At 59.3% G+C, this 26,849-nt stretch carries 21 protein-coding genes and 2 pseudogenes; 14 read left to right on the forward strand and 9 right to left on the reverse strand.

Annotated elements, in window-relative coordinates; all coding sequences use genetic code 11:
- Window positions 1-300: 300 nt before the first annotated feature.
- Both G6L97_RS28260 and G6L97_RS24495 read left to right on the forward strand, forming a co-directional pair.
- Window positions 301-420, forward strand: a pseudogene (locus G6L97_RS28260) (hypothetical protein); the annotation flags it as partial.
- A gap of 340 nt (window positions 421-760) precedes the next feature.
- Entirely contained in the window at window positions 761-1,348 is a 588-nt protein-coding gene (locus tag G6L97_RS24495) for a DUF1349 domain-containing protein (protein WP_065687550.1), read from the forward strand.
- Between the two features lie 127 nt (window positions 1,349-1,475).
- On the opposite strand, the gene G6L97_RS24500 is transcribed toward G6L97_RS24495, so the two are convergent.
- Window positions 1,476-2,240 (reverse strand): SOS response-associated peptidase family protein, encoded by a 765-nt coding sequence (locus G6L97_RS24500; protein ID WP_145167140.1) that lies wholly within the window; start codon window positions 2,238-2,240, stop codon window positions 1,476-1,478.
- Window positions 2,241-2,298: 58 nt separating this feature from the next.
- Window positions 2,299-3,351, reverse strand: a complete 1,053-nt coding sequence (ligD, locus tag G6L97_RS24505) for a non-homologous end-joining DNA ligase (protein ID WP_174004155.1) — start codon at window positions 3,349-3,351, stop codon at window positions 2,299-2,301.
- Window positions 3,352-3,633: 282 nt separating this feature from the next.
- Here ligD and G6L97_RS24510 point away from each other — a divergent pair, with 282 nt between their 5' ends.
- From G6L97_RS24510 to G6L97_RS24545, 8 genes are all read left to right on the forward strand, one after another.
- Entirely contained in the window at window positions 3,634-4,386 is a 753-nt protein-coding gene (locus G6L97_RS24510; RefSeq protein WP_035200997.1) for an ImuA family protein, read from the forward strand.
- Window positions 4,307-5,818 (forward strand): Y-family DNA polymerase, encoded by a 1,512-nt coding sequence (locus G6L97_RS24515; RefSeq protein WP_174004153.1) that lies wholly within the window; start codon window positions 4,307-4,309, stop codon window positions 5,816-5,818. Before G6L97_RS24510 ends, G6L97_RS24515 begins: the two co-directional genes overlap by 80 nt.
- Complete coding sequence (locus tag G6L97_RS24520) at window positions 5,815-9,072, forward strand: error-prone DNA polymerase (protein WP_174004151.1); 3,258 nt, start codon at window positions 5,815-5,817, stop codon at window positions 9,070-9,072. The genes G6L97_RS24515 and G6L97_RS24520 overlap by 4 nt, the downstream gene beginning before the upstream one ends.
- A gap of 90 nt (window positions 9,073-9,162) precedes the next feature.
- Window positions 9,163-9,561, forward strand: a complete 399-nt coding sequence (locus G6L97_RS24525) for a DUF1419 domain-containing protein (RefSeq protein WP_035200994.1) — start codon at window positions 9,163-9,165, stop codon at window positions 9,559-9,561.
- Window positions 9,562-10,066: 505 nt separating this feature from the next.
- Entirely contained in the window at window positions 10,067-10,666 is a 600-nt protein-coding gene (locus tag G6L97_RS24530; protein WP_035200993.1) for a hypothetical protein, read from the forward strand.
- 431 nt (window positions 10,667-11,097) lie between these two features.
- Window positions 11,098-12,030, forward strand: coding sequence for an ArdC family protein (locus G6L97_RS24535; RefSeq protein WP_035200992.1), 933 nt, complete (start codon window positions 11,098-11,100; stop codon window positions 12,028-12,030).
- Window positions 12,031-12,622: 592 nt separating this feature from the next.
- The gene (locus G6L97_RS24540; RefSeq protein ID WP_020811903.1) at window positions 12,623-12,934 is read left to right on the forward strand and encodes a DUF736 domain-containing protein; all 312 of its coding nucleotides are present in this window, start codon (window positions 12,623-12,625) and stop codon (window positions 12,932-12,934) included.
- Between the two features lie 319 nt (window positions 12,935-13,253).
- Window positions 13,254-13,415, forward strand: a complete 162-nt coding sequence (locus G6L97_RS24545; protein ID WP_019565695.1) for a hypothetical protein — start codon at window positions 13,254-13,256, stop codon at window positions 13,413-13,415.
- A gap of 149 nt (window positions 13,416-13,564) precedes the next feature.
- Here G6L97_RS24545 and G6L97_RS24550 read toward each other — a convergent pair whose 3' ends face one another.
- From G6L97_RS24550 to G6L97_RS24570, 5 genes are all read right to left on the reverse strand, one after another.
- Entirely contained in the window at window positions 13,565-13,843 is a 279-nt protein-coding gene (locus tag G6L97_RS24550; protein WP_174004149.1) for an HU family DNA-binding protein, read from the reverse strand.
- A 33-nt stretch (window positions 13,844-13,876) separates the two neighbouring features.
- Window positions 13,877-14,188, reverse strand: a complete 312-nt coding sequence (locus G6L97_RS24555; protein WP_031234211.1) for a WGR domain-containing protein — start codon at window positions 14,186-14,188, stop codon at window positions 13,877-13,879.
- A gap of 518 nt (window positions 14,189-14,706) precedes the next feature.
- Complete coding sequence (traG, locus tag G6L97_RS24560; protein ID WP_174004147.1) at window positions 14,707-16,626, reverse strand: Ti-type conjugative transfer system protein TraG; 1,920 nt, start codon at window positions 16,624-16,626, stop codon at window positions 14,707-14,709.
- Window positions 16,623-16,856, reverse strand: coding sequence for a conjugal transfer protein TraD (locus tag G6L97_RS24565; RefSeq protein WP_174004140.1), 234 nt, complete (start codon window positions 16,854-16,856; stop codon window positions 16,623-16,625). Before G6L97_RS24565 ends, traG begins: the two co-directional genes overlap by 4 nt.
- Complete coding sequence (locus G6L97_RS24570) at window positions 16,846-17,133, reverse strand: TraC family protein (protein ID WP_174004139.1); 288 nt, start codon at window positions 17,131-17,133, stop codon at window positions 16,846-16,848. Before G6L97_RS24570 ends, G6L97_RS24565 begins: the two co-directional genes overlap by 11 nt.
- A 222-nt stretch (window positions 17,134-17,355) precedes the next feature.
- Between G6L97_RS24570 and traA the strand changes: the two genes are divergently transcribed.
- The 4 genes and pseudogenes from traA to G6L97_RS24590 all read left to right on the forward strand — a co-directional run.
- Window positions 17,356-21,975 carry a Ti-type conjugative transfer relaxase TraA gene (gene traA / locus G6L97_RS24575; protein ID WP_174004137.1) on the forward strand — a complete coding sequence of 1,540 codons (4,620 nt, stop codon included), beginning with the start codon at window positions 17,356-17,358 and terminating at the stop codon, window positions 21,973-21,975.
- A gap of 733 nt (window positions 21,976-22,708) precedes the next feature.
- Window positions 22,709-24,031 (forward strand): type II toxin-antitoxin system HipA family toxin, encoded by a 1,323-nt coding sequence (locus G6L97_RS24580; protein WP_174004135.1) that lies wholly within the window; start codon window positions 22,709-22,711, stop codon window positions 24,029-24,031.
- 17 nt (window positions 24,032-24,048) lie between these two features.
- Window positions 24,049-24,327 (forward strand): helix-turn-helix transcriptional regulator, encoded by a 279-nt coding sequence (locus G6L97_RS24585; protein ID WP_025591424.1) that lies wholly within the window; start codon window positions 24,049-24,051, stop codon window positions 24,325-24,327.
- A 48-nt stretch (window positions 24,328-24,375) separates the two neighbouring features.
- Window positions 24,376-24,636 (forward strand): annotated as a pseudogene (locus G6L97_RS24590) (DEAD/DEAH box helicase family protein); the annotation flags it as partial.
- Window positions 24,637-24,821: 185 nt separating this feature from the next.
- Here the strand turns inward: G6L97_RS24590 and rctB are convergent.
- On the reverse strand, window positions 24,822-25,172 hold the full coding sequence (gene rctB, locus G6L97_RS28315) for an SMa0974 family conjugal transfer regulator (protein WP_419463424.1): 351 nt from the start codon (window positions 25,170-25,172) through the stop codon (window positions 24,822-24,824).
- Between the two features lie 564 nt (window positions 25,173-25,736).
- Window positions 25,737-26,657: a LysR family transcriptional regulator gene (locus G6L97_RS24595; RefSeq protein WP_174004165.1), complete on the reverse strand. Its 921-nt coding sequence runs from the start codon at window positions 26,655-26,657 to the stop codon at window positions 25,737-25,739.
- Window positions 26,658-26,849 lie beyond the last annotated feature (192 nt).

The following is a 26,849-nucleotide window of genomic DNA, read 5'->3' on the forward strand; positions in this document are numbered from 1 at the left end:
ACATGAGCATCGGCGGGGGATATCCCCGCCGCCAATCAAGGACTATGCCACGCAATCGGAAATCGTTTGCGTGGCATAGTTTATGCCAGAGGGGCGGTGACGAACATGTCTGGCAATCTTCGCAATACATTATCCTTCACGCAGCGCGTCGCGACTATGGCCGTGGGGATCTTTTTGGGCACGGACTCATTCTCGATGATGTTTCGGATTCAATTGGTGTGATTTCCGAAGTGGAATCAGCGCCATGCGAGCCCAGTTTTGACTTCCGACCTGATCCCGGCCAGTTTGAACGTTGAATCGATGCATGATGCCACCGATGCGATCGTTGTCACTGCGTCCGCCGGGTCAACGGACTCCATATGTCCCCGTTGCGGGACCGTTTCCCGTCGAGTTCATAGCCGTTACCCTCGGGTGATCGGTGATCTGCCGCGTACGGGTCGACGGATCGCATTGCATCTGTCCGTCAGGCGCTTTGTCTATAGTGCTACCAACTGCCATCGAAAGATTTTTGCCGAGCGCTTCGGTGAGGGTGTGACCTCACGCTCCCTAACCAACTTCACTGCCTCAAGCTTGTACTCGCGGCTGAACTCCCTTCGTTGCATTTATGCACTCCAGTTTCATTGGAAGCACCTTAACTTGGTGTCCACGAAACCGGCAGCAGGCCAACACTCACTTTACCGAGTTTATGATCACGGGTATCCGTTGAGTCGGGCAATAGCCCCACCAGCAGTGATGCAAGGGCAATTCCGGAGACAGTGCCGTGGACGTTAATCTCAAAGAAGCTGAGTGGCTGAATAAACCTGTAGTGTGGGAAGCCACCGAGACGGGTCTCTCTTTAACCACCGAAGCAAACACTGACTTCTGGCGTGAAACACATTACGGCTTCACGCGCGACAGTGGCCATTTCCTAGGTGTAATGGTCGTGGATGGTTTCACAGCGAGTGTCCGCGTCCAAGGCGAATTCCGGTCTCTCTACGATCAGGCCGGTCTTATGGTGCGCATTGATGAAAATCGATGGGTGAAGTCAGGCGTTGAGTTTACAGATGGCGAACGGTTTCTCAGCACAGTCATCACCGATGGAAAATCCGACTGGTCAGTGTCCCAGCCCTTCAAGGAGCTTGAAGATTTCTATATCCGGATCACATTGAAGGAAGGCACGATGCGTATTCAGGCATCCTCCAATGGGAGCATTTGGCCGTTGCTGCGGCTTGCTCCGTTTCCTAAAGTTTCCCATTATTTCGTTGGTTTGACTGCATGTACGCCTGAGCGTGGCGGACTGGATGTCCGGTTTTCGGAGTTTTCAGTCGGTGCGGCGATCACTACCGATCTCCACGACCTGTCCAGCTAGCAGCTATTTAAGAGAGTTCTTCACAAATGCCGTCTCGATCTATCGTCCTTGTAACAGGTGCCAGTAAAGGGATACGAGCAGCCACGGCCTCTCGGCGCCAGTGCCGCCTAGTCAGACACTACACAAATCAGTCTTGGTCAACCGGTTCGCCCGATTTCGACACGACGGTGGACCCGTACGGTTCTCGCGACGAAATAATCAACGCATCGTCCTGAAGCGGGCGGACAAGATGTTTTGCCTCGTCCCACGGCGCCCGCATCCAGATGTCCGTGTCCTCTTTCGTCAGCAACAGAACCGGCATGGCTTTCTCATGGATCGGTTTAACGAGATCGTTGGGGTCTGTGGTCAGAAAACCATAGAGATCGTCGGTCGTGAGCCCGTCCCGAACCTTTCGGACGCTTTGCCATTGCGGCACATGGATGCCGGCAAAAAACATCAAAGATTTCTCGTCATCGCGGGCAAACCAGGCATTGGGCACATTGCCGCCTTCCTCTCTGCTCGCCGGATCCGGTTCGGCGAAGCTGGTGACTGGGACAAGGCATCTGTGTTCGACGTCGAACCATCGCGTCCAGTGCGGGAAATTGAGCTTACGCACGTTTGTCGTGCCGCGGTCGGCCTCCATGCGGATCAGCTCCTCGAGATCAAATGGCTTGCCCTTGGCCGCGAGCTTCTCGGCCTTGGCTTTGGCCGCTTTCTCCAAGGCGAAGCGAGGGGAAGGTAATCCCCATCGCGCATGCACAAGCTGCTTCTTGCCTTCCGCCGTGTTGCGGACGATCGGCCCCATTTGGTCGGGGTTCATCTGATAGGCTGGCATCAGGTTAATCAGGCTTTCGGCGTCCTGAGCCCATTTGGAGACCCAGTCCTTGTCTTCCATCCGATATAGATTGCACATGGCAGCAATTCCTCCGTTGCGACCGAATGCAGTTGTGTGGTGAGTTCCGCCTGCGTCGCTAGTCGAGCTTGTAAACGTCGGCATTGTCTTGCCGTTCCCGCAAGCCTTTGTAGGAGGCATGGCGTAGCTTGCCGTCCGCCGTCCACGCCCGGAACTCGATCTCCGCAATGAGGGTCGGCTCGACCCAGACAATGTCTGCGTGATCGGCATAGGATGCAGGTAACTGCTTCCGTTTCCAGCGCAGCTTGTCGAGCATCTTGCGCAGCCTGGTCATCTCGGCGTCCCTGAAGCCCGTGCCAACATTCCCGACATGAATGAGCTCGGCACCGCGATAGGCAGCAAGCACCAGAGAGCCGAAGCCGCCGGGTGATGTCGTCGATGGCTCGTAGCCAACAACCATGAAGGCTTCGCTCTTAACGCACTTGATCTTGACCCAGTCGCCGGTCCGGCCGGAGCGATAGGGTTGATCCAATTGCTTGCCGACGATGCCCTCGAGGCCAAGGCTGCCAACGTGTTCCAGCAGGATCGCGGGATCGGCGTGAATGGTTTCCGAAAGGCGGATCGCGCCGTCGTGCCCCTTCAGCGTATCCTCGAGAAGATGCCGGCGCGAACGGTACTCCACGTTGCGCAGCTCATGGCCGTCGAGATAAATAAGATCGAACGCGTAGAGGATGGCGTCCGAAGCTCGGTTGCCAGCCGTCTTTCCAGACGCACCCAACGATTTCTGCAGCAGCCCGAAATCCGGCCGCCCTTCATCGTCAAGCACAACCGCCTCGCCATCAATGATCATCGTTGCCGGACCAAGCGCCCGGGCAGCCTGCTCGATCGCCGGAAACCGGTGCGTCCAGTCATGGCCACCACGCGTGAGGATGCGGACCCCTGTCGGCTCGATATGGATAGCGAGGCGATAGCCATCCCATTTCAGCTCCCAGCTCCATTGGTCGCCTTGTGGAGGGTGCGCCTTCAATTGGGCGAGCGCCGGCTCGACGCGTTGGGGCATCGGATCAAACAGCAGCTGTGGCTGTGCGGGATTGCGCTTCCGACGCGGCTTTGACCGTAGCGGAGCTTCGGTATCACGAAGGAGCGGCTTTGATCTCGGTGGCTTCGTCATGCAAACGAGTTCAGCACGAAAACCTTAAGAAGATTGTGACGCCGTTCATCTATTCCCGCTATCCACCGTTTTGAACCCGACGGACGCAAGGGCTGCAAAAATTTCTGTTTCCCCTTACCTCCTTGAATCCTTTTCGAATCTTCGACTTTGCTAATACTGGGATAATATTCCTCAACTTTGTGGTGCTTGACTCTTTTGCACTACGAGAACAAACAATGAACATATGGCCTGTACGACATAATGTCGATCCTTTGAACACGACCTTGAAGGGAGCCGTGAACGATGAGTGCTGCCCGTCAGAGGGTGATTTGTGACTTGCGAGATCGCATCGCGTCGATGGAAGGGGTATCCGCGAAGCGGGCCGGAACACTTTCTTTTGGCGTTTCCGAGATCGATGCGGCCTTGCCTGGCGGGGGCCTCGCCTATGGAGCGCTGCACGAGTTTGCAGGCGGTGGCTCCGGTACTGTCGATGGTGCAGCGGCCGCCCTTTGTGTTGCCGGCATTGCCGCAAGAACAAAAGGCCCCGTCATCTGGTGTCTGACGCGGCCGGATCTTTTTTTTCCAGCTCTTGCCCATGTGGGTCTGCATCCCGACCGCGTCATCTTTGTTGAATCCGACAAGGAAGAGGATGTGCTGGCCAATATGGAGGAGGGCCTTTCCTTCGGCGGACTTGGTGCCGTCGTTGGTGAACTTGTTCGCCTGCCTATGGTCAGTTCCCGCCGCCTGCAGCTTGCAGCCGAGCGAACCGGGACCATGGCGCTCGCGGTCCGCCGATGGCGGCGACAGACGGAGGCCAATGACTTTGGGCAGCCGACGGCCTCGACCACGCGATGGCGTGTCAGCGTGATGCCGTCAGAGGAGTTGCCGGTACCGGGGGTGGGCAGGCCTCAATGGTTTCTGGAATTGATGCGCGTGAAAGCGGGTGAGTGTGCTGAGTTTCTCGTGAGGGCGTGCGATGACAAGGGTCGTCTCGATCTATCTTCCGGATCTGCCGACGGATCGCATTCGTCGGGCCGATCCGTCTATTCCGCCTGAACAGCCAATCGCCGTGATCGCGAGAAGCGGTTCGAAGCGATGGGTGTCTGCCGCCGATCCGGCTGCCAGAAAGGCGGGCGTGCATGCCGGCATGGCGGCGGCAAAGGCGCAGTCGCTGTTTCGAGGCCTGATGCTGGTTGACGCAGATCCGCAAGCCGATCAAGCCGCGCTCGAGCGCATCACGCTCTGGGCGCTGACGATCTATTCGCCGATCGTCGCCGTCGACGGGATTGATGGTATCGTCATGGATACGGAAGGCGCCGATCATCTGCAGGGTGGTGAACTGCCGATGGTGACGAAGATCGCCAACCAGTTTCTTGCCCGAAAACTGACGGCGCGCGTGGCGGTTGCCGACAGCTGGGGTGCTGCCCATGCTTGCGCCCGCGCAATCAATCGCGAAACGATTGTCGTTCCTCCGGGCGAGACGGCCCGTGCCGTCGAAAAACTGCCGATTTCGCTTCTGCGCCTGCCGTCAAAGATCGTCTCTGATCTGCGCATTCTCGGTTTCCAGACAATCGGCGAGCTTGCAAACACCCCGCGGGCCCCGCTGACATTGCGCTTCGGTCCGGAGGTCGGTCGCCGTCTCGACCAGATGCTCTGTCGTGTCGCCGAGCCGATCGAGCCCATCCGGACGGCAGAGCTGGTTGAAGTCTCCAAGGCCTTCGCCGAACCGATCGGGGCTGCGGAAACAATCAATAAATATGTTGGCCGTCTAGTCGTCCAACTCGTTGACGAACTCCAGCAGCGCGGGCTTGGCGTTCGCCGTGCCGACCTGATCGTCGAGAAGGTCGATGGCACGAGACAGGCCATCCGCGCCGGAACCGCCAGGCCCGCCCGCGATGTCGCCTGGCTGACAAAACTGTTTCGGGACCGGACGGAAAAGATCGAGCCGGGCTTCGGAATCGAAAAGCTGATCCTGCTCGCCGTGATAGCCGAGCCTCTCGAGGAGGCTCAGAAAGCCTCTGCTCTGGTCGAGGATGACGTCACCGATGTCACGCCGCTGATCGACCTCTATGGAAACCGGGGGCAGAGGGTCTATCGCGTCGCACCGGTCGCCTCCGATGTGCCGGAACGCTCTGTCCAGCGCATCAGCCCCGTCGCCGAACCGATCGCCGTTGCCTGGGTCAGCCATTGGCGCCGCCCCGTTCGTCTCTTGCCGAGACCTGAGTTGATCGAGGCGATCGCGCTGATGCCGGACCGGCCCCCAGTCTCCATCGTCTGGCGTGGCAAACGCCGCAAGGTCAAACGTGCCGACGGCCCGGAACGCATTTTCGGGGAATGGTGGCAGCGAGATGCCGAAATGGACGCCGTGCGCGACTACTTTGTCATCGAGGACGAATCCGGTGAGCGTCTTTGGGTGTTCCGCTCCGGCGACGGTATTGATCCGGAAACCGGGTCACACCGCTGGTTCTGCCACGGGATATTCGCATGAGCTATGCCGAGCTCCAGGTCACGACACATTTTTCGTTTCTGCGTGGTGCCTCGTCGGCGCAGGAGTTGTTTGATACTGCAAAACTCCTTGGGATCAGTGCGATCGGCGTCGTCGATCGTAATTCGCTCGCAGGCATCGTCCGCGCCCTTGAAGCATCCCGCGCGACGGGTCTCCGCCTCGTCGTTGGCTGTCGCCTCGACCTCGCCGACGGTATGTCGTTGCTGGTCTATCCGATGGATCGTCCGGCATATTCGCGGCTGACCCGGCTCATCACGCTTGGCAAGTCGCGCGGCGGCAAGAACAACTGCATTTTGCACTGGGACGATGTCATGGCTTACTCGGAAGGCATGATCGGCATTCTGGTGCCGGATCTGCCGGACACCACATGCGCCGCGCAGCTTCGCAAGTTGGCGCACGTTTTTGGTGATCGAGCCTATGTATCGCTGTGCCTGCGCCGGCGACCCAACGACCAGATGCGGCTCCATGAGATTTCCAACATGGCGGCACGGTTCAGGGTCAAAACCGTTGTCACCAATGACGTGCTGTTTCATGAGCCGGGTCGGCGGCAGTTGCAGGACATCGTCACCTGCATCAGGCATAACACAACGATCGACGATGTCGGCTTCGAGCGCGAGCGTCATGCCGACCGATATCTGAAGCCTCCGGAAGAAATGGCTCGCCTATTTCCGCGCTATCCGGAGGCCCTGGCACGAAGCATGGAGATCGTGCGTCGTTGCAAGTTCTCGCTTGAGGAACTGACCTACCAGTACCCGGAGGAAGCCATTGTGCCGGGCAAGGATGCTCAGGGATCGCTCGAGCATTATGTCTGGCAATGCCTGCCGGATCGTTATCCGGAAGGCTTGCCGCCCGACGTCTTGAAAACCGTACGGCATGAGCTCGATCTCATCCGCGCCATGAAATATGCGCCGTATTTTCTGACGGTGTTTTCGATCGTGCGCTTTGCAAGAAGCCAGGGCATTCTCTGCCAAGGCAGGGGATCGGCGGCCAACAGCGCCGTCTGCTATATTCTCGGCATTACCTCTATCGATCCCTCGACCAACGACCTCCTGTTCGAGCGTTTCGTCAGCCAGGAGCGCGACGAACCGCCGGATATCGATGTCGACTTCGAGCATGAACGGCGCGAGGAGGTCATCCAATGGATCTACAAGACCTACCGACATGACAAGGCAGCCCTCTGCGCCACCGTTACGCGGTATCGTGCCAAGGGAGCGATCCGCGATGTCGGCAAGGCGCTCGGCCTGCCGGAAGACGTGATCAAGGCGCTATCATCAGGCATGTGGTCCTGGTCGGAGGAAGTGCCCGACCGAAATATCCGGGAACTCAACCTCAACCCCGACGACCGGCGCTTAGCGCTCACCCTGAAACTGGCGCAGCAGCTGATGGGGGCGCCGCGACATCTTGGCCAGCATCCTGGCGGCTTTGTCCTCACCCATGACCGGCTGGACGATCTCGTGCCGATCGAGCCAGCGACGATGAAGGACCGCCAGATCATCGAGTGGGACAAGGACGATGTCGAGGCGCTAAAGTTCATGAAGGTGGATGTGCTCGCACTCGGCATGCTCACCTGCATGGCAAAGGCGTTTCATCTCATCCGAGAGGATAAGGGCGAGGATCTCGATCTGTCTACGATCCAGCAGGAAGACGCAGCCACCTACGCAATGATCCGAAAAGCCGATACGCTCGGGACCTTCCAGATCGAAAGCCGCGCTCAGATGGCGATGTTGCCGCGCCTGAAACCCCGCACCTTCTACGATCTGGTCGTGCAGGTGGCGATCGTCCGGCCCGGTCCTATCCAGGGCGACATGGTGCACCCCTATCTTCGCCGCCGCGAAGGCAAGGAGCCGGTCGAATATCCCACACCCGAGCTTGAGGCCGTGCTCGGCAAGACGCTGGGAGTGCCGCTGTTTCAGGAGAGCGCCATGCGCGTCGCCATGGTCTGCGCCGGTTTTACCGGTGGCGAGGCCGACCAGCTGCGCAAGTCGATGGCGACCTTCAAGTTCACCGGCGGGGTCTCCCGCTTCAAGGAAAAACTCGTCTCCGGCATGGTCAAGAACGGTTATTCGGCGGAGTTTGCCGAAAAGACCTTTTCCCAGCTCGAAGGTTTCGGCAGCTACGGTTTTCCGGAAAGTCACGCGGCATCTTTTGCGCTGATCGCCTATGCATCGAACTACATCAAATGCCATTATCCGGATGTCTTTTGCGCGGCGCTTTTGAACAGTCAGCCGATGGGTTTTTATGCTCCAGCCCAGATCGTCGGTGATGCGATCAAGCATGGCGTCGAAGTGCGACCTGTGTGCGTCAACCGCTCGCGCTGGGACTGCACTCTGGAAAAGATCGGCAGCATTGATCGGCATGCTGTCCGGCTTGGGTTTCGGCAGGTAAAGGGACTGGCTGTCGCTGACGCAGCGCGGATCGTGACGGCACGCATGAATAGTCCTTTCTTATCCGTCGATGACATGTGGCGCCGGTCCAGCGTGCCGACGGAGGCCCTTGTCCAGCTGGCAGAGGCCGATGCCTTTCTGCCATCGCTCAAACTCGAGAGGCGCGACGCGCTCTGGGCCATCAAGGCGCTGCGTGATGAGCCATTGCCGTTGTTTGCCGCCGCGACTGAGCGCGAGATGGCGGCAATTGCTGAGCAGCAGGAGCCGGAGGTCGCCCTTCGGCAGATGACGGACGGGCACAACGTCATCGAAGATTACAGCCATACGGGCTTGACGCTACGGCAGCATCCGGTTGCGTTCCTGCGCAGGGACCTGTCGGCACGCAGCATCATCCCTTGTGCGGAGGCGATGAATGCTCGGGATGGGCGATGGGTTTATACTGCAGGTTTGGTGCTGGTGCGCCAGAAGCCCGGGTCGGCCAAGGGTGTCATGTTCATCACCATCGAGGACGAAACAGGCCCTGCCAACATCGTCGTCTGGCCGTCACTGTTCGAGAAGCGCAGGAGCGTGGTGCTCGGATCCTCGATGATGGCAATCAATGGGCGGATTCAGCGGGAAGGGGAGGTCGTGCACCTCGTCGCGCAGCAACTATTCGATCTGTCAGGCGATCTCGTTGGCCTGGCCGATCGGGATGTCGAATTCAGGCTGCCAACGGGGCGAGGCGATGAGTTTGCCCATGGGGGCGGTGGGCCGGACTCTCGCGATCGGCCGAGGCCGGTCGTCCCGCGGGATATGTTCACGCCTGATCTTCATATCGATACGCTGAAGGTGAAGAGCAGGAATTTTCAGTGATTTTTCGCTATCCCGGGAGCCGCGCCGCTTGGCGTCCCTCGAGGGCCCCCGCAGCATTTTTTTGGAAAACAGTAGAGTTGGCGTGCAGCCATGGGTGCCACATCAGCGCGATCATTACCGAACGAGGCTGAGCATGTATGGGAGTGGGACGACAGCGCGCTCTACAGCGGCGAATGGTTCGAGATCGCCGACGCATCCCGCGACTACACGTTTGAGATACTGCCGCCGCTCTCGATCAAGGCCGGGATATTCGCCATGCGCGAATTCCCGAACGGTTTGGTCACCAGCATCCTCTTCTCTCTGCCGGTCGACGGGTGCCTCTGGCACTTCCGCGGTTATTGCGACCTGGCCGACAAGAGCTCGCCCGAACGCATGCAAAGCGCTGTCATCGAACGCGAATCCAGGCCCTCCCTTGTGATGACGCACGACGAGAAGCTGGAACATATTTGGTCGCGCACTGCGGACGATTGTCTCGGTTATGCGGCATAATTCCTCCGTCGATGGACTTTCGTGAACGCTCGCGCGACAGGAGGATGCAATCGCATCATTGCGTGCCCGTGCACATCTGCCGGGTGGCTCAGGCCAAACGGGACCACGAGCCGATAGTGACGTCGGCGGTTGTGATGACTGGGCAAGCTGCGGCTTGGACGTTGGATCGGCGCGGCCTGGCGCAGGTCTAGCGTGGTTTCCTCTCAGCTTCGGCATCCGAGGTTTGCCTCTGGCCGTTCCGTCCTTCGGTTTCGTGGCGTCTGAACCGGCGCCCGTTCGGTTCAAGGCCGCTGTCGCGCCGCGGGGCGGCCGGTCATGCCGCTCTCGACAAAGCAGGCACGCGGGCTTCGCAAGGGCTTGTCACCCCTGCTTGACCGCCTGCCTGCTTCGCTCGATCTGGCCTGCCCGGGCCCTGATCCGCCCGGATTGCGCCTGTTCCTTTCGACCGCACCGAAGGACAGAACGGCCAGGGGGCCGACACTTCGGCGAAGCAAAGGAGACCACCATGGCAAAGTCAGCAACCCAATCCCGTCAATCAATCCGCCAATCCGCCCGCGTCGTGCCGCTGCGCAGAGGCGCCACCCTCGAAATGGTCCGCCTTTCATGCCCCGATGAAACACAGGCGCTTCGGATCGCCGAAAGCTTCGGGATCGCCATTGTCGACAGCGATGGCATCCGTGGCATGCACGAGCGCCTGATCGTCGAAACCGCCACCGCACTTTCCGATGGCCTTGGCGACCGGGCGATGCAGATCCATCTGCAGCGCATCGTCGGGGCCTATGTCGGATCGGCCCATGGCGCCGGCCAGTTCTACTCCCGCGCCGTCACCGAGGCGCGGAACGCCACCGCCAAGAGCGCTGCGGATGCCCGCGACGAGGATCTCCACGGTCCGGTCGGCTATGAGAGCGCCGCCCAGCGCAAGCGCGAATTCGCAGCCGACATGGGCATCCAGGCACATGCGCTCAGAATGGCGGCCGTCGGCGCTGTCGCAGCCTACGAGCAGGTGGTGGGCGAAACATGGAAACCCTTCGACCGGCCGGTCGAAAATCCCGGCCAGACGCTAGACCGCAAGGCGGCAGCAGTCCAGCTGTCAGCCTTCGAATAACATCCATCACGGCGGGGCTCCGGCCCCGCCTTTGTTCACGTCGACGAAGGTGTCCTGTTCTCGTCAGCTCGAAGTCACGAGGGCCTGTGCCGGCCACCGCTTCGGATCAACGACGGGACGCGACTTCAATGCGTCGACAGAAGGTCCCAACCTCAACCGTGCCGTTGCTAAGATTCCATCGGCTACCGTGCGGCAGAAAGTGGTCCTGCTGGCGAAGCCCTCGCATTGGCTGCGGATGAAGATCGGGAATCTGTCCATTGCGACCCCGTCCCGCCTTCGGTCTGCCGGGCCGAGGGTCTCGCGCAAGGGCTTCGCCCTCCTTCACGTTGTTACGGCGCGTTCCGCGTGCGCTCATCCCTGATCTCCCCGGCTTTTGACCGACGTGACGGGGTCGCGATGGTCGCGACCTCCGAAAACGGAGGTTCAAGGATATGAAAAGAAAAGGGCAGGGCGCGCGCGCCGATCTCTATGCGCGGATCACCGACAGGATCGTTGCGGATCTGGAAAAAGGCGTCCGTCCGTGGATGAAGCCCTGGTCGGCCGCAAACACGACCGGACGGATCACCCGGCCGCTGCGCCACAACGGCGAAGCCTATAGCGGTCTCAACGTGCTGCTGTTGTGGTCGGAGAGCACAGCGAGGGGCTATGTCTCGCCGACATGGATGACGTTCAAACAGGCCTTGCAGCTGGATGGAGCTGTTCGCAAGGGCGAGACCGGAACGACGGTCATCTATGCAAGCCGCTTCACCAAGTCGGAGACCGACAGCAATGGCGGCGAGGTGGAGCGCGATATTCCGTTCCTTAAATCGTACACGGTGTTCAACGTGGCGCAGATCGACGGCCTGCCTGACCACTATCATGGCGTACCCGAACCGCTCCTGAGCCCGATCGAGCGCATCGGTCACGCCGACGAGTTCTTCCGCAATACCGGCGCAGTCATTCGGCACGGCGGCAACCAGGCATACTATTCTCCGGCCATGGACTATATCCAGATGCCACCGTTCGAAGCCTTCCGCGATGCCGCCGGGTATGCGGCAGTCCTCAGCCATGAGGCGACCCACTGGACGGCGGCGGAACATCGCGTGGGACGCGACCTGTCGCGCTATGCCAAGGACCGGACGGAGCGAGCGCGGGAAGAACTCATTGCCGAACTTGGCAGTTGCTTCCTCTGCGCTGACCTCGGTATCGCGCCGGAACTTGAGCCGCGGCCGGATCACGCGTCCTATCTGCAGTCATGGCTCTCGGTGCTGGCCAACGACAAACGGGCAATTTTCCAGGCGGCCGCGCATGCGCAGCGGGCGGTCAATTATCTCCACGGTCTTCAGCCAAGGGCGGATGCCTGCGCGACGAGGGAGGCAGTGTAATAGCGCCCCTCTCTTTTTGGAGCGTCCTTTGGTACTGCTCCCAAAATCTGAATCCGGGCAGCGCGGATTGACCGTTCGGGAGGAAAGCGAAGGCGATCTTGTTCCGTGCGGGCGCGAGCCAGTTTTGCTGCGACTGGCCCTAATGCGTTGCGCATCAGCAACAGGTCATGTTTGCGGATACGAGCAAGCATGGGCGACATGTGCCCGATTGAAAAACCGGAGCCGCCATCGACACGGAAAGTTCGGCGACGCTCCCCGGACTTGTCGCATTGGCCCGGCAAATTCCCAAACGATCGATGTGGCCATTGCTGCCATCCATTCGGGCATAGGAAGTGGGCGCGGCCAACGCGGCCTCGATTTGACATGTCTGATCGAAGAGCGGCTGCGCCTCGATCGTTCTCCCGCAACGGCATCGCCCCCTTTCTTCCCCTGCGACCTGCGTTCGCATTCCTCGCGGTCCAAGAAAGCCGTCTCCCGCCGCCCTCCATTGCATTCCGGTCCCTTAAGGATGCGGTCCGATCGTCCCCGATCAAATCGACAGTCATCGAGGACGCGATGGTCGCGGCCCGATCAAACCGAAAGGATCACGACAATGGCAGTCATCGGCGAATTCACCACCAACGGCAACACCATCCTCGGCCACGTACGCACTCTGACGGTCTCCATGAAGGCCCGCCTGAACCCGATCGAACGCACATCCCGCGACGCTCCCGACTTCCGGATCATGTCCGGAGCGGCCGAAGTCGGCGCCGCCTGGAGCCAGGTTTCCGGCGACGGAGAGCCCTACATCTCGGTCAAGCTCGACGATCCCAGCTTTCCGGCCCCGATCAATGCGGCACTTTGGCCGACCGAGAGGGAAGGCGACTATACGTTGGTCTGGAACCGCCCGAAGCGCGACGCCTGATCAAAGACGAAGCCCTGCCGGAAACGGCGGGGCTTTTCCCTTGTTCAAACCAACAAGGAACCGGGCATCTAGCCCGCTTCTTCTTCTGGTCGCGATACGGAGAGGCGGGGTCTGCTCAGAGTGACCAATCGTGCCGCGAGCAAATGCCGGCCTCAAGGACTTCGCGTGGCCCCCCGATTTTGCTTCCGCTCCGGTTCCCTGCGCTTCAACAAAACCGGCACCCCACTCGCCGCCTCTGGCGGTCGCCGACGCGATCCCTGACCCCGTCATTTCCTCACGCCCCGCGGCGTCATCTTTCTCAAACGTCAAGGAGATGACGATGCTACTGGAACAACATATCGAAGAACTGCGCGCCGAGATGAACCATTGCCACCCAGACGAGCGTCGCCAGATTGCCGCGGAGCTGGAACTGGCTCTGGCCGAACTGGCCGTTATCATGGCCGAGCAGGACGGTTCCGTTGACGCCGTGCCGCCCTTCTGAGGGTGGCATACACGCGCAATGCTGCCACCACCGTCCGATTGCCATCGAGATCGAGATCAGCTTAAGCGTGATGGCAAGCAGCGCCGATGACGCTGCGCCGTCTGCCTTTGGCGGCTCCCCCCTGATGACCCCGCTTACCGCGGTGCGGCTCACTTGTTCAGCACATCTTTCAGTGCTTTGGCAGGCTGAAACGTAAGCTTCTTCGCAGCGGCAACCTTGATGGTGGCGCCGGTTGCCGGATTGCGAGCCTCACGCTCCGGGGTATCCTTGATCTTGAACTTGCCGAATCCCGGGATAGATGTTTCCGCTCCGGACGTGGCTGCCGTCGTGATCGATGCGAAGACGGTTTCGACGATCGATTTCGCCTGGGCTTTGGTCAGGTTCTGTTCGGATGCGATCTTTTCGGCGATTTCCTTGGTTGTGGTCATGACGGTTTCCTCGTTAAAGACGGGAAAACCCTTTCAGGCGATCGTTACGTTGTCATGCGGCGTTGTCCTTAGAGTGGCGCTCCTGCAGGGGTTTCCACAGCTTCTTGCCGGTTGATAGCCCCTTTTGCGCTTCTGCAGTACCAGTTCGAGGAAGCGCGATATCGCATCATTCTCATTGCCGAACACCTCGGTCATCTCCCCGCCCGCCTTGCCGATCCGTCCCCAGCTTCGCACGACGGCTATTTCCCCGAAAAGGGTTGGCCGGATCGCAAGCGCGTAATATCGGGCCATGTTCCTGGTGGCATCGATCCTCTGGCAATAAAGCTGGTAGTGGTGTGTTCCCATCCCCGCATGATCGGCGATGCTCGCGATCTGGTCCAACGAGACTTATGAATCGAGAGGTCGCGTCCGATTCATTTCTTTGATGGATGCCTGTTGCGGTTTCGGCAGTGTCCGATCATCCTGACGCTCAAGCTTCCCGGTCTGAACGGTACGTCCGGGCGCGATCGTCGAGGTGAGCACAGCCGGTAAATCAGATGGCGAGCTGTCTTCGCTTCCAATCGTCAGTCGGTCCATGTTCAGGCATCGCATGTTTTCGAAAAAGAAGGATCAAATGGCATCCATTGAGGAGGTGGCGACCGCGACGACTACGATACAGGAGCAGCTGTCATCTACGCTGGAGAGGCTTTAGGGCGGGTTTAGTGAGCACATCGTCAATGCTGCGGTGTCCATGCTCATCCTTCAATGAGATACAACGACCTGATCGAAGCGCTAGAAGGCGATCGACGCGGCACTGGCGCTGATGAAGGCAACGAAATGGCCAATAGAAGCCGAATACGGTCCGCAAGAAAACGCCTGAGCCGTCAAGGTCCCAGCTTGGCAAACCTGTTGGGCCTGGCCTGTATATCCATGTCCTTCCGCCTGAAATAGATCGCCCGTCCGCAGCGGATAGGACTGTGGCCCTGGACGATAATGATCTGCTCGTCCTTGCGCATCGATTGTGTGATTTCGTGCGGCATTATTAGCGGGCGGCGCTGGAAAGTGATGCTTTCGGATTTCCGCGACGCGCTGTTTTTCGTACCCCAGCCGAGATTGCGAGAACTGCCTTTGACTTCGACAGTCATTTCTCCACATTGGGCTGAGACGTTGCGGGCGGTATCCAGTGCCTTGATCGCGGCGTAGCTCGCGAAAGCGCAGCCGTCGATCCACGACACCGCACCGTCTTTTCCGAAGTGCCGTTCCAGTTGCCCGACGGACTGGTACATCAGCATCATGCTGACGCCATACTTGCGACCGCGATCGCGCGCCTCTTCAAGCACGCGCATGTAGCCAAGCAGATCGACTTCGTCCAAAATGAACAACGCTCGCCTCGTGAACGCACCATCCGCTTCGATCATCGCGTTGATCAGCGAGCCGATGATCACCCGACCGATACCAGGATAGGACCGCAGGATCGATGCGGGGACATTGAGAAACACGTCTTTCTTTCCGCCAGCGATCTCGCTCGATTTGAACGTGTTGCCGCAAACCAGTGCCGCGTAATTATCGAGCGACAGCCATTGCGTATCCTTCGATGCCGTCGAATATACGCCTGAGAACGTTTGCTCGGTCATGTTAACAAAGACGCCGAGCGTTTCGCGGATGAAGGCGGACGCGGAGTGTTCCTGTACGTCGCGCAGCATGGCGAGCACGGAGGTTTCCGGCTCGGAGACGATCTGGCGCAGGCTGCGCAGGTTTCGCCGTCCTGCATATTCCGGTGACAGCATCACATGCGCCAGAAGACCGGTCAGCAGATTGTGCGCCTGCGATTGGAAGTAAGAGCCAGTCGACGATTCGAAGCGCACGCTTTCCGAGAGCAACATGTGCGCGATGCCGACAATGTCCTCTTCCTTTTTTAGCGAGTGCTCGATGCCGTCGAGCACGTTAAATCCCATGACCGGATTTGCCGGATCGAGCACAACGACCTCTCGGTCGAGTTTATCTCTTCGGTGGTCAACGACCATCGGGGCCACCTCGGTGGACGGATCCAGGCAAATGAGCGGACCCGTATATCTGAGCGCCGTCGGCACGACGTTGCTGGTGGTCTTGAAGCCACCAGAGCCTGCGAAGAAAAGCATGTGGGTCGAATCGAAATCCTGGGCGTAGGTCAGCAGCGGGGCTTTGCCACCACGTCCCCAGGTGGCCGGATCGTTCGGATCGAACGGCAGCTCATGGACGAGTTCCTTGTCGACCCTGTAGCGCTCACCGATGACGATTTCGCCATCATCGGGAAACAGCCGTGCCGCCGCCGACATCGGCAGCCAGTCTGCATCTCCGAATGTTCCGCGCCTGGCGCGCGTCACCTGTTCGGGCACGACGCTGGAGATGCGCGCCGCGACCGCGGCCGCCATGAATCCCATCGCTGCGCCAACGACCGCAATCATGTCGACGAATGAGAGCGCCTGATCCCAGGTCAGCACACCGCTCTCTACGAGCGGCTGAAGCCGCCCGAACTCGCGCAACCCGTAAAAGCCGGCCATCAGGAGAAAGCAGAGAAAGCTTGCCAACGCCACGGGCCTTCGCCGATGGAGGGGCAGCGCCCAGACCGCCAGCAATCCAGCCAGAGGCCCGAACAAAAGGACCGGTAACGGTGACGCCCGCAGGAACCAGTATTGCGGTTTGCCGGTGATGCCGGCGGCCAATTCAGGCCAGCGCCAGTGGGCGGCGTAAAAGGTAAAACCGGTGACGACGATGGGAACGATGATAAGCAACGCGCTTGGATGAGGTTTGGCCCTTCCCTTCATTCCGACGCCTTCGCAAAGCGTTCTAACCTGCCGCTGCATGCCGCGGCCCTAAAGGCGAGCTCCCCGATATCGCGAATACGCTGATGTTCAGGTGTCCCCGGCACGACCCGCGTCATTTCGAGAAGTCCGCCAAGCAGGAAAGCCCGATCGGCGTTCGACAGGCCCGCGCGAACGACAATGTCACCGAGCAAGAACTTTTCTCTCGCTCCCTTCTTTCGGTCAGATGTCATGAGGAACCTCCGTTTCCGAACCAGTCGCTCCATTTGCCTGTCCACGCGGCGAAGCAGGTGAGCCAGCGGCTTGCTTCTTCTCGCCGTTGCGAAATCGCGCTGCGATGTCGTCGAAGATGCGATCCACCTCCTCGTCGGCGATCTCCATCTCCGCCAATCCCGACTTCGTCGCCGCACGCGCGAAACGATCAGCTGATTTTACTATTAAAGTTTTTCGTCGTTCGCGAAGCTTCTCGATTTGAGCATCAATATCCATGAGCGCAGTCTTGGTGGCCATAATCAAGTCCTCTCAACTTCTTGGGAAATTTCTATCCCGTCATTTAACTGGCTGGAAAATGTTAGTAAAACGCGCTACCGTACACAAGCCCCCAAACGTCGATATTGGAAATCCCGGCTGGGCCGTCCTCTGGAAAAGCAGCATCGGTCTTGTCAGGCCGATTGATTTGAGGGCGCAATATACGTCGCTGGCGCGACGTGCCTCGAAGGTCTGGAGACGTCAGTGGCGATCATGTTCGTCAGAGCGCAGGTGATCAGCAGGGGAGCGGGACGCAGTATCGTCTCGGCCGCCGCCTATCGTCATCGGGCGCGGATGATGGACGAACAGGTCGGAACCTCCTTCAGTTACCGTGGCGGCGCGGCCGAACTGAAACACGAAGAGTTGGCGCTGCCGGACCAGGTGCCGGCCTGGCTGCGCGCGGCCATCGATGGGAAGAGCGTCGTTGCGGCCAGCGAGGCTCTTTGGAATGCAGTGGACGCATTCGAGACTCGTGCCGACGCGCAGCTTGCCCGCGAGTTGATCATCGCGCTTCCGGAAGAGTTGACGCGATCAGAGAACATCGCCCTTGTGCGCGAGTTCGTCCGGGACAATCTGACGTCCAAGGGTATGATCGCCGACTGGGTTTATCATGACAGGCAAGGCAATCCACACATCCACCTGATGACCCCGCTTCGACCTCTGACGGAACAGGGTTTCGGGCCGAAGAAAGTTCCGGTGCTTGGCACCGACGGCGAGCCATTGCGGGTCGTCACGCCGGACCGACCGAAGGGCAAGATCGTCTACAGGCTCTGGGCCGGCGACAAGGAAACCATGAAGGCATGGAAGATCGCCTGGGCGGATACGGCCAATCGGCATCTGGCGCTTGCCGGCCATGAGATCCGCCTCGACGGGCGTTCCTATGCCGAACAGGGGCTCGACGGGATCGCCCAGAAACATCTCGGGCCGGAAAAGGCAGCGCTCGCCCGCAAGGGTGTCGCGATGTATTTCGCGCCGGCCGATCTCGCGCGCCGGCAGGAGATGGCCGACCGGCTGCTGGCCGATCCGTACCTACTCCTGAAACAACTCGGCAACGAGCGCTCCACGTTCGATGAAAGGGACATCGCCAAGGCACTGCACCGCTATGTCGACGATCCCGCTGATTTCGCCAACATACGCTCCAAGCTGATGGCCTCTAATGATCTCGTACTGTTGAAGCCGCAACAGGCGAACCTGCAGACCGGCAAGGTGGCCGAACCTGCGGTCTTCACCACACGCGATATCCTGCGCACCGAATACGACATGGCGCAGTCGGCGGAAGTTCTGGCCCGGCGCAAGGGCTTCGGCGTCGCCAACGCGAAAATTGCGGCGGCTGTCAGAACCATAGAAACCGGCAATCCGGAAAATCCGTTCACGCTTGATCGCGAACAGGTGGAGGCTGTCCATCATGTCGCCGGCGACACTGGCATCGCCGCTGTGGTCGGGCATGCCGGTGCGGGAAAATCGACGCTGCTTGCCGCGGCGCGCATCGCCTGGGAGAGCGGCAACTTCCGCGTCTTCGGGGCGGCGCTTGCTGGCAAGGCGGCCGAAGGGCTTGAGGATAGTTCCGGCATTAGATCGCGCACGCTCGCCTCATGGGAACTAGCCTGGGAGAACGGACGCGATCTCCTCGACCGGCGGGACATCTTTGTCATCGATGAAGCTGGCATGGTCTCGTCGCAGCAGATGGCGCGTGTGCTCAAGCGCGCCGAGGAGGCTGGAGCCAAGGTGGTTCTGGTCGGCGATGCAATGCAGCTTCAACCGATCCAGGCCGGCGCAGCCTTTCGGGCGATTTCCGAACGGATTGGTTCTGCCGAACTTGCCGGTGTGCGGCGCCAGCGTGAAGAGTGGGCGAAAGAGGCCTCCCGTCTTTTCGCCCGCGGCAAGGTCGAGGAGGGGCTGGATGCTTATGCGCAGCGGGGGCATATTGTCGAGGCGGAGAGCCGGGCTGAAGCTGTGGAGCGCATCGTTGCTGACTGGACGAGCGCTCGCCGCGATCTCATCCAGCAATATGCCGATAAAGAACAGTCGGTTCGCATGCGTGGTGACGAACTGCTCGTTCTCGCCCATACCAATGACGACGTAAGGCGGCTCAATGAAGCGCTGCGCAACGTCATGAAAGATGAAGGCGCCCTGACCGTCTCTCGTGAATTTTACACGGAGCGAGGCGTGCGGGAGTTCGCCGTCGGCGACCGGATCATCTTCCTCGAAAACGCCCGGTTCCTCGAGCCGCGCGCGCAAAGGCTTGGGCCTCAATATGTCAAGAACGGCATGCTCGGCACGGTCGTCTCCACCGGCGACACGCACGGCGGCCTATTGCTGTCGGTCCGTCTCGATAATGGCCGGGATGTCATCATCAGCGAAGATAGCTATCGCAATGTCGATCACGGTTATGCTGCGACCATTCACAAGTCCCAAGGTGCGACCGTCGACAGGACATTCGTGCTCGCAACCGGGATGATGGATCAGCACCTGACGTACGTGTCGATGACTCGCCATCGCGACCGGGCCGATCTTTATGCCGCTCGCGAGGACTTTGAGCCGAAGCCGGGATGGGGAAAAAGATCCCGGGTTGATCACGCCGCCGGCGTCACGGGCGAGCTGGTCGGAACCGGCAATGCGAAGTTCCGGCCGCAAGACGAGGATGCCGATAAAAGCCCCTACGCCGATGTGAAAACGGACGACGGAACCGTGCATCGGCTCTGGGGCGTGAGCCTTCCGAACGCCCTGGACGAGGCCGGCGTGTCGGAAGGCGACACGGTGACGCTGCGCAAGGACGGTGTCGAACGGGTGACGGTGACGGTGCCCGTCATCGACGAGAAAACCGGAGAGAAGAGGTTCGAGGAACGGACGGTCGATCGAAACGTCTGGACTGCCAAACGGATCGAAACGGCAGAGGTTCGCCGGCAGCGCATCGAGGAGGAGAGCCATCGGCCGGAACTATTCAAGCAACTGGTGGAGCGTCTTGGCCGCTCCGGCGCCAAGACGACGACCCTCGATTTCGAGAGCGAGGCCGGCTACCAGGCGCACGCTCGGGATTTTGCCAAGCGTCGCGGTATCGATACGCTCTCCGGTGTCGCAGCCTGGATGGAGGACGGGGCGGGGCGGCAGCTGGCGTGGCTGGCGCAGAAGCGCGAGCAAGTGGCGAAGCTTTGGGAGCGGGCGAGCGTGGCGCTCGGCTTCGCGATCGAAAGCGAGAAGCGTGTTTCCTATAGTGAGGAACGAGCCGAAACCCGGACGGCAAAAATTCCGACGGATCGACAATATCTCATCCCGCCGACAACATTGTTTTTCCGTGGTGTCGGCGAGGATGCCCGCCGCGCGCAGCTTCGCTCGGATCACTGGAAGGAACGCGACGCCATTCTTCGCCCAGTCTTGCAAAAGATCTATCGCGATCCTGAAGGCGCGCTTACCAGACTGAACACGCTTGCCTCCGACGCGCGGATTGCGCCCCGCGAGCTTGCCGACGACCTTGAGGCCTCGCCGCAGCGTCTCGGCCGTCTGCGTGGATCGAATCTTCTTGTCGATGGCCGCACGGCCCGCTCCGAGCGCGATGCGGCGGTGTCGGCGTTGTCCGAGTTGCTGCCGCTGGCACGTGCCCATGCCACAGAGTTCCGCCGCCAGGTCGAACACTTCGGCATGCGCGAGGAGCAACGGCGCGCGCATATGTCGTTGTCGATCCCGGCGCTTTCCAAACCGGCTATGGCGCGCCTTGCCGAAATCGAAGCCGTACGCGAGCGCGGTGGCAAGGATGCCTACAAGACGGCCTTCGCTTACGCGGCGGAGGATCGCCTTCTGCTTCGGGAGGTAAAGGCGGTCAACGACGCTCTCAACGCTCGCTTCGGCTGGTCTGCCTTCACCGACAAGGCAGACACTGTTGCCCAGCGCAACATGATCGAGCGCATGCCGGACGACCTTGACCTCGACCGGCGCGATAAGCTCAATCGTCTTTTTGCCGCCATACGCCGCTTTGCCGAAGAACAGCATCTTGCCGAAAGGAAAGATCGCTCCAGGATCGTTACCGGCGCCAGCGTCGTGCCTGGGAAAGAGACGGTGCCGGTGTTGCCAATGCTTGCAGCTGTAATGGAGTTTGAAACCCCGATCGACCACGAGGCGCGGGAGAGGGCGCGCGCTGTGCCTCACTACAGTCAGAATCGCGCCGCCCTTGGGAACGCGGCAGCGCGTATCTGGCGCGATCCGGCAGGTGCTGTTGGAAAAATTGAAGATCTGATCCTGAAGGGCTTCGCCGGTGAGCGGATCGCTGCGGCCATCAGCAATGATCCCGCTGCCTACGGCGCGTTGCGAGGCTCCGGCCGTATCATGGACAAATTGCTCGCTGTCGGCCTGGAGCGGAAGGAGGCTTTCCGGGCCGTCCCGGAGGCGGCAAGCCGTGTCCGGTCATTGGCCACCTCATTTACGGCCGCATTTGATGCAGAGAGGGAGGCGATCAATGAGGAGCGCCGGCGCATGAGTATTGCCATCCCGGGACTGTCGCCTTCCGCCGAAGATGCACTGAGAGAACTCTCAGTGGCGATGAAGAAAAAGAACGGCCGGCTCGACGTCGCTGCTGGCTCGCTCGATCCCGCCATTAGTAAGGAGTTTGCAACCGTCAGCCGCGCCCTCGACGAGCGTTTCGGCCGCAATGCCATCCTGCGTGGAGAGCTGGATGTTTTCAATCGCGTGCCGCCTGCTCAGCGCCGTGCGTTCGAGGTAATGCGGGAACAGCTGAAGGTGCTGCAGCAGGTGGTCCGCATGCAGGCAAGCCACAACATCGTAGCAGAGCGCCAACGGCGTGTCCTCGACCGCGCCCGCTGCGTTATCCGCTGAAACCAATGAACCGAAAGGAGATGAATATGGCTGAACAGGAGTTTTCTAACGACGCAATCGTCCGCGCTGAGGTCGACGCCCAGTCGCGTCATATGCCTTGGTGGTACTCTGGATAGCCGCGATGCGTTGTTCAATTTCGACAAGCCGCGCCTCATCTGTCTCAATAGCAGGGTCGCCTTCAGCGGAGGCTTCGATCTGCGCCTGCAATTCATCGAAGGTCTCCCCAAGAGCCTAAAGCTCGGCCTGTTCTTCCTCTGTGAGCTCTCGTGTTTGCGGATAAATCTGCCCGTAGCCGTCTACGGTGACACCGTCAACATCGCCGCGCGGCTTGAAAGAGTTGCCGAACCTGGAGGCATAGGTGTCTCGCGATCCATCAGAGATCACGTCGTGAAGCAAAGAAGAAAGCTAAAGTTTGAGGACGCTGGCTTTCAGTACGAGCCTTTCAAACCAATACGATTTCGGGATGGTCTTCTTCGCTGCGATCGGCGAAGTCTTGCTCATTGTGTTCGAACGGAGAAGCGATTCCGATGCTTGGCTAACACCTGTGCTGAGCTTGTCCCTCATGCTGTTCGCTTGCGGCAATGCGTCTCGTGGCCGGAAGATGGTCAGCCGAATCAGGAGCTTTAATGATCGCTTCGGTAGCTGGCAGTTTCAAGGGCACTTATTTAACCCACTTTGATGGGTTGAATAAATTGAAAATATGCTTTATTTGAACCATTGAAAGGGTCAATTAATGCGCCTGACGCTTCAAACCCATTTTTATGGTCAGTGGCATCACGCCGCGACGCTAGAACTTAAGGACGACGCGGCCGGCTTCCAAGGCGCGTCCATCGTCGATTACGATCTCGACTATTTCGTAACAGTTGCATCTGCGGAGTTCGCGGGTGGAAAAACGGTTCGCGACCATCGCGCGTTATCTGTTCGATATCCCGTTGATCTCGAAAATCGATATAGCCGCCGCTGGCCGCCCTTCCTCTTGGATCTTATGCCCCAGGGGCATGCAAGGCGAAAGCTTGCCGAGCATCTCATTCTTGCTGAAGGCTCGCGCGCTTCCGATCTCCCGCTGCTTCTGCGATCGGCGACGGGCGGCATAGGCAATATCCGGATCAAAGAAGCGGCGGAGGCCGAGACGGAACGGCTGCGCGGTGTTGAGCGCCAAGGGGTTACAGAAGCGGAAATCCTTGAGCGCTCGGATCATTTCATGGAAGTCGCCGATCGCTTCGGAATGCTCGCCTCTGGCTCAAGCGGCCTGCAAGGCGAATGGCCTAAGGTCTCGATGACCCAAGCGAATGACGGTCTCTATTATCCCGACAGCTTCGTGACTGATGATGAAGCCGTGCGCCACGTCATTGTCAAGCTGGTCCGCAGCAACGAGCCCGTGGACCGCCTTATACTCGAAGGCGAAGCCCTCTATTCGCGGATCGCTCAAGAGATCGGCCTGAATGTGGACGAACCTTCGACCTATGCCGAAAGTGTCCTGATCATTCCTCGGTTCGACCGGAAGAAAAAAGAAGGTGGCGGAACCGTTAGGCTGGGCCAAGAAAGCCTGGTATCCGCGATCGGCGTTGCTGATTTCGGTCATGTCGGCTCGCACGAGGCCTACATCGACGTTTTGCGCCAATATTCTGCCAATCCCTTCGCGGACATTGTCGAATACCTGAAGCGGGACATCGCCAATTTGGCGCTCGGCAATCCCGATAATCACGGCCGAAATTCTGCACTGAGTAAGCACCAGGACGGCACGATCAGCCTGTCTCCGCTCTTTGATTTCGCGCCAATGCGGCTTGCCAAAGAGGGGATCGTTCGTTCCACCCGCTGGGCCATGATGAGGGACGGTGGTCGCGATCACCTTCCCGATTGGAAACGCATTTGCGCTGAACTGATCCCCGATCCTGATGAGCAGAATGCGCTCGCAGCTGAGCTTTCCGTGTTTGCCGAATACCTCCGGCAAACACCGGCTATGGCGAAAGATATGGGTGGGTCTCAGGAGATTCTAGAGCGTGCAATGGGACGCTGCATTGAAATCGCGGAGAGCGTTCTGGCGGCGTGCCAGTGATGCCGGAGGACAGCTAAATGGCTCGATGGAGAAAGCCAACGAAAGAGGAAATTCTTGAGAACCGGCGAACACTGGCGGAACGCGCTCGGACTGGCGACTTGAGGTTACCTGAGGCTGTTGTTGAAATCCGAAGAGGGCTTGGTTTGACGCAGGACGAATTCGCCAAGACGCTATCGCTCACCAGGCGCCAAGTTGCTGAGATGGAAGCCGGGACGGCGAACCCAACGCTCGAAACTTTAGGGAAGATTGGCCGATTGTTCGGATTTACTGTGGGGTTTATTCCGAAGGCGCAATGATAGCTGAATTTTCTCGGGGGATGGGCGTTGGTACTACGCAAGGAAGCGATGGCGAGGATCAAAATCAATCGGCTGCTGGAGGCCGCTGGCTGGCGCTTCTTCGATGACAAGCGGTCCCGCGAATGTCGTTCTTGAGCCGAACGTCAAGCTGAAGCCTGAGCATATCGAAAGTCTCGGTGCGGACTTTGAGAAAAGCGCGAAGGGATTCATCGATTTTTGTTGCTGGGCAACGACGGCAAGCCGCTGATCGTCTTGGAAGCGAAATCGGAAGATAAAGATCCTCGTACATACATGACCGAGGCATCGAGGGAGGGTTGCACCCAGCCCCACCCCTCGACTTTGAGAGGTTCCGCGGCCTGCTCGAGAGTGATTGGGGCAGCCCGCAGCAGCGTACGGAGGTGCCCAGGCGCATATTGCATGGCGCTGGCACAAACCGTGGTTCGACAGCTACGACCTGGAAATTTTTCGCATTGATCCAACGGAGCTCGAGACCGTCATTCTCTCATGTCCGTTGTCGCGGTTCTAGGGAATTGCCCGGAGCGGGACTCTTGTGCTGGTAGCCATGTCATTGATCTTGCGGCGCTGGGTGCTATCTCCCACAAGCGACCCTCGATCACTGTTTGAATGCCGTAGAACGTGAGCAGGTCTCCGGCGGAGACCCTTACAATGAGACCATCGTCAACGACTGTGATGATGGCACACCCATTTTCGAAATTCAGTTGCCTGCCGTTGCACCTGTCGGTGATCGACAAGCAGATATCTCTGCTCTGCGCGCAGATTTTCTTCGCTACGGTGAGTGCGGCTTCTAGCTCAATGAAGGCCTCTGAGACATTTTGATACCCCATTTATCATTCCTCAGATGTGTCTTCCATCCGCTTTGCCCAACATAAAACATAAGCGACGACCAGCGGCGGTATGGAGGACAACATGCAGTTGGTCCGGTTGATGGGAAATACCCACAACGGCGCTCCCTCATATGAGGGGTATCGATACGATCGGCGTACCTCGCAGCTAAACCGTGCGGCGGGCTGAATAGAATTTATCAGGATAACTTGGAAAGAGAGGTTCTGCCGATTCTTCAGAACGGGCGCCTCTTTCGGCCCCCAACGCTTGGCAGACCCGTATCCAGTTCATGGCCGGGCAAACGAGACAGCAAGTGCGTAAACGCCGGTGGGTAGTAACATCGCTGCCACCGCGGTTGCGCGGGGCTTGACGGTCAACACCCGCGTCACAAACATTTTCGATGCCGCCGATCTGAAGGTCACCGACCCCGAGATGTCGCGCGGTGATTTATGTCGACAGACTTCCTGTTTGCTGTGTTGCGCGAGAATAAGGTCCGCACGTAGCAGTGCGTTCACGACTGTTCAGCAAACCAAAAACCCCGGCCTGCCGCATGCTACTTCGGATGTTCAGTTGCGGTGCTGTTTACGAGCCGGCCCTTTCGCCATATTGGATGCGAGCTGGCGGCCGATCTCGATGATGTCATCACGATTGGCGGTCGGGTCCTGGTTGCTCCAGGCGAGCCCAAGGCCGATACGCAGATCAATCTCCTCCACTGCCTTCAAACGAAAGTTTCTGTTTGGCAGGTTTGCCGCCCATTCCGGAACGAAGCCAACACCGACGCCTGCGGAGACGAGCGCGATTAGTGAAAGTGTGTCGTCGCAGGTATAGACGATCCGATCGGAGAGTTCATGCTCGCGGAATGTATCGAGAAAATACCGCTCCGTGTAGGACAGGTTTGAACGCGAAAAGGAAATGATCTTCTGGCGGCGCAGGTCTTCCAGCGTGACGGTCTCGGCCTCAGCTAAAGCGTTTTCTTTGGAGACGGCGAGCAAATAGCGCTCCTCTGTTATCGCCTGCCATCGCAATGCGCCGTTGTTGTCCAAAGGCCGGACAAACCCGATATTGACCTGTCCGCGCTCAATGTCCCGTACGATGGATTCGGTTGTGCCGTTGCGGATATGAATGCGGATATCCGGATAACGTCGGCCAATTCGGGCAAGAAAATCGGGCAGAACACCGAAGGTTGCCGGGTGAATTGTGCCGATGGTGATCTTGCTGGCAGCCTTGCCCGCAACCGCCTGTGTGATTGCATAAGTTTCGTCGACATCCCGAAGTAGTTGAACGCAACGCTCGTAAAAAACCGATCCTGCGGGAGTAAGCTGAACACGGCGTGTGGAACGAATGAGAAGGGAAACGCCCAGTTCCTTCTCGATCGCTTGGACCTGGGCAGTGACGGCAGGCTGCGCAAGGTTGAGCCGGATGGAGGCGCGCCCGAAATGCAGCTCCTCTGCGACGGCAACGAATGTGCTCATTTGGCGCAGATCCATTTCAGTTCCTTCCGCCGGGGGCGCAATTAAGATCGAGGGAGGCCTCGAATACCAGGAAGGATAAAGTGGTTGAGCGCCTCGGTCCAGATGCGACATTGATAGGTTTGTACGATTAATGGTTGCTGAGTGCGGTTGAGCCTCGCATAATGTGGATGCAGGCGGATTGGGATTACAACAATGTGGAGTAGCAAT

Source organism: Agrobacterium tumefaciens, from assembly GCF_013318015.2.
In the GTDB taxonomy this organism is placed as follows: Bacteria; Pseudomonadota; Alphaproteobacteria; order Rhizobiales; family Rhizobiaceae; genus Agrobacterium; species Agrobacterium tumefaciens.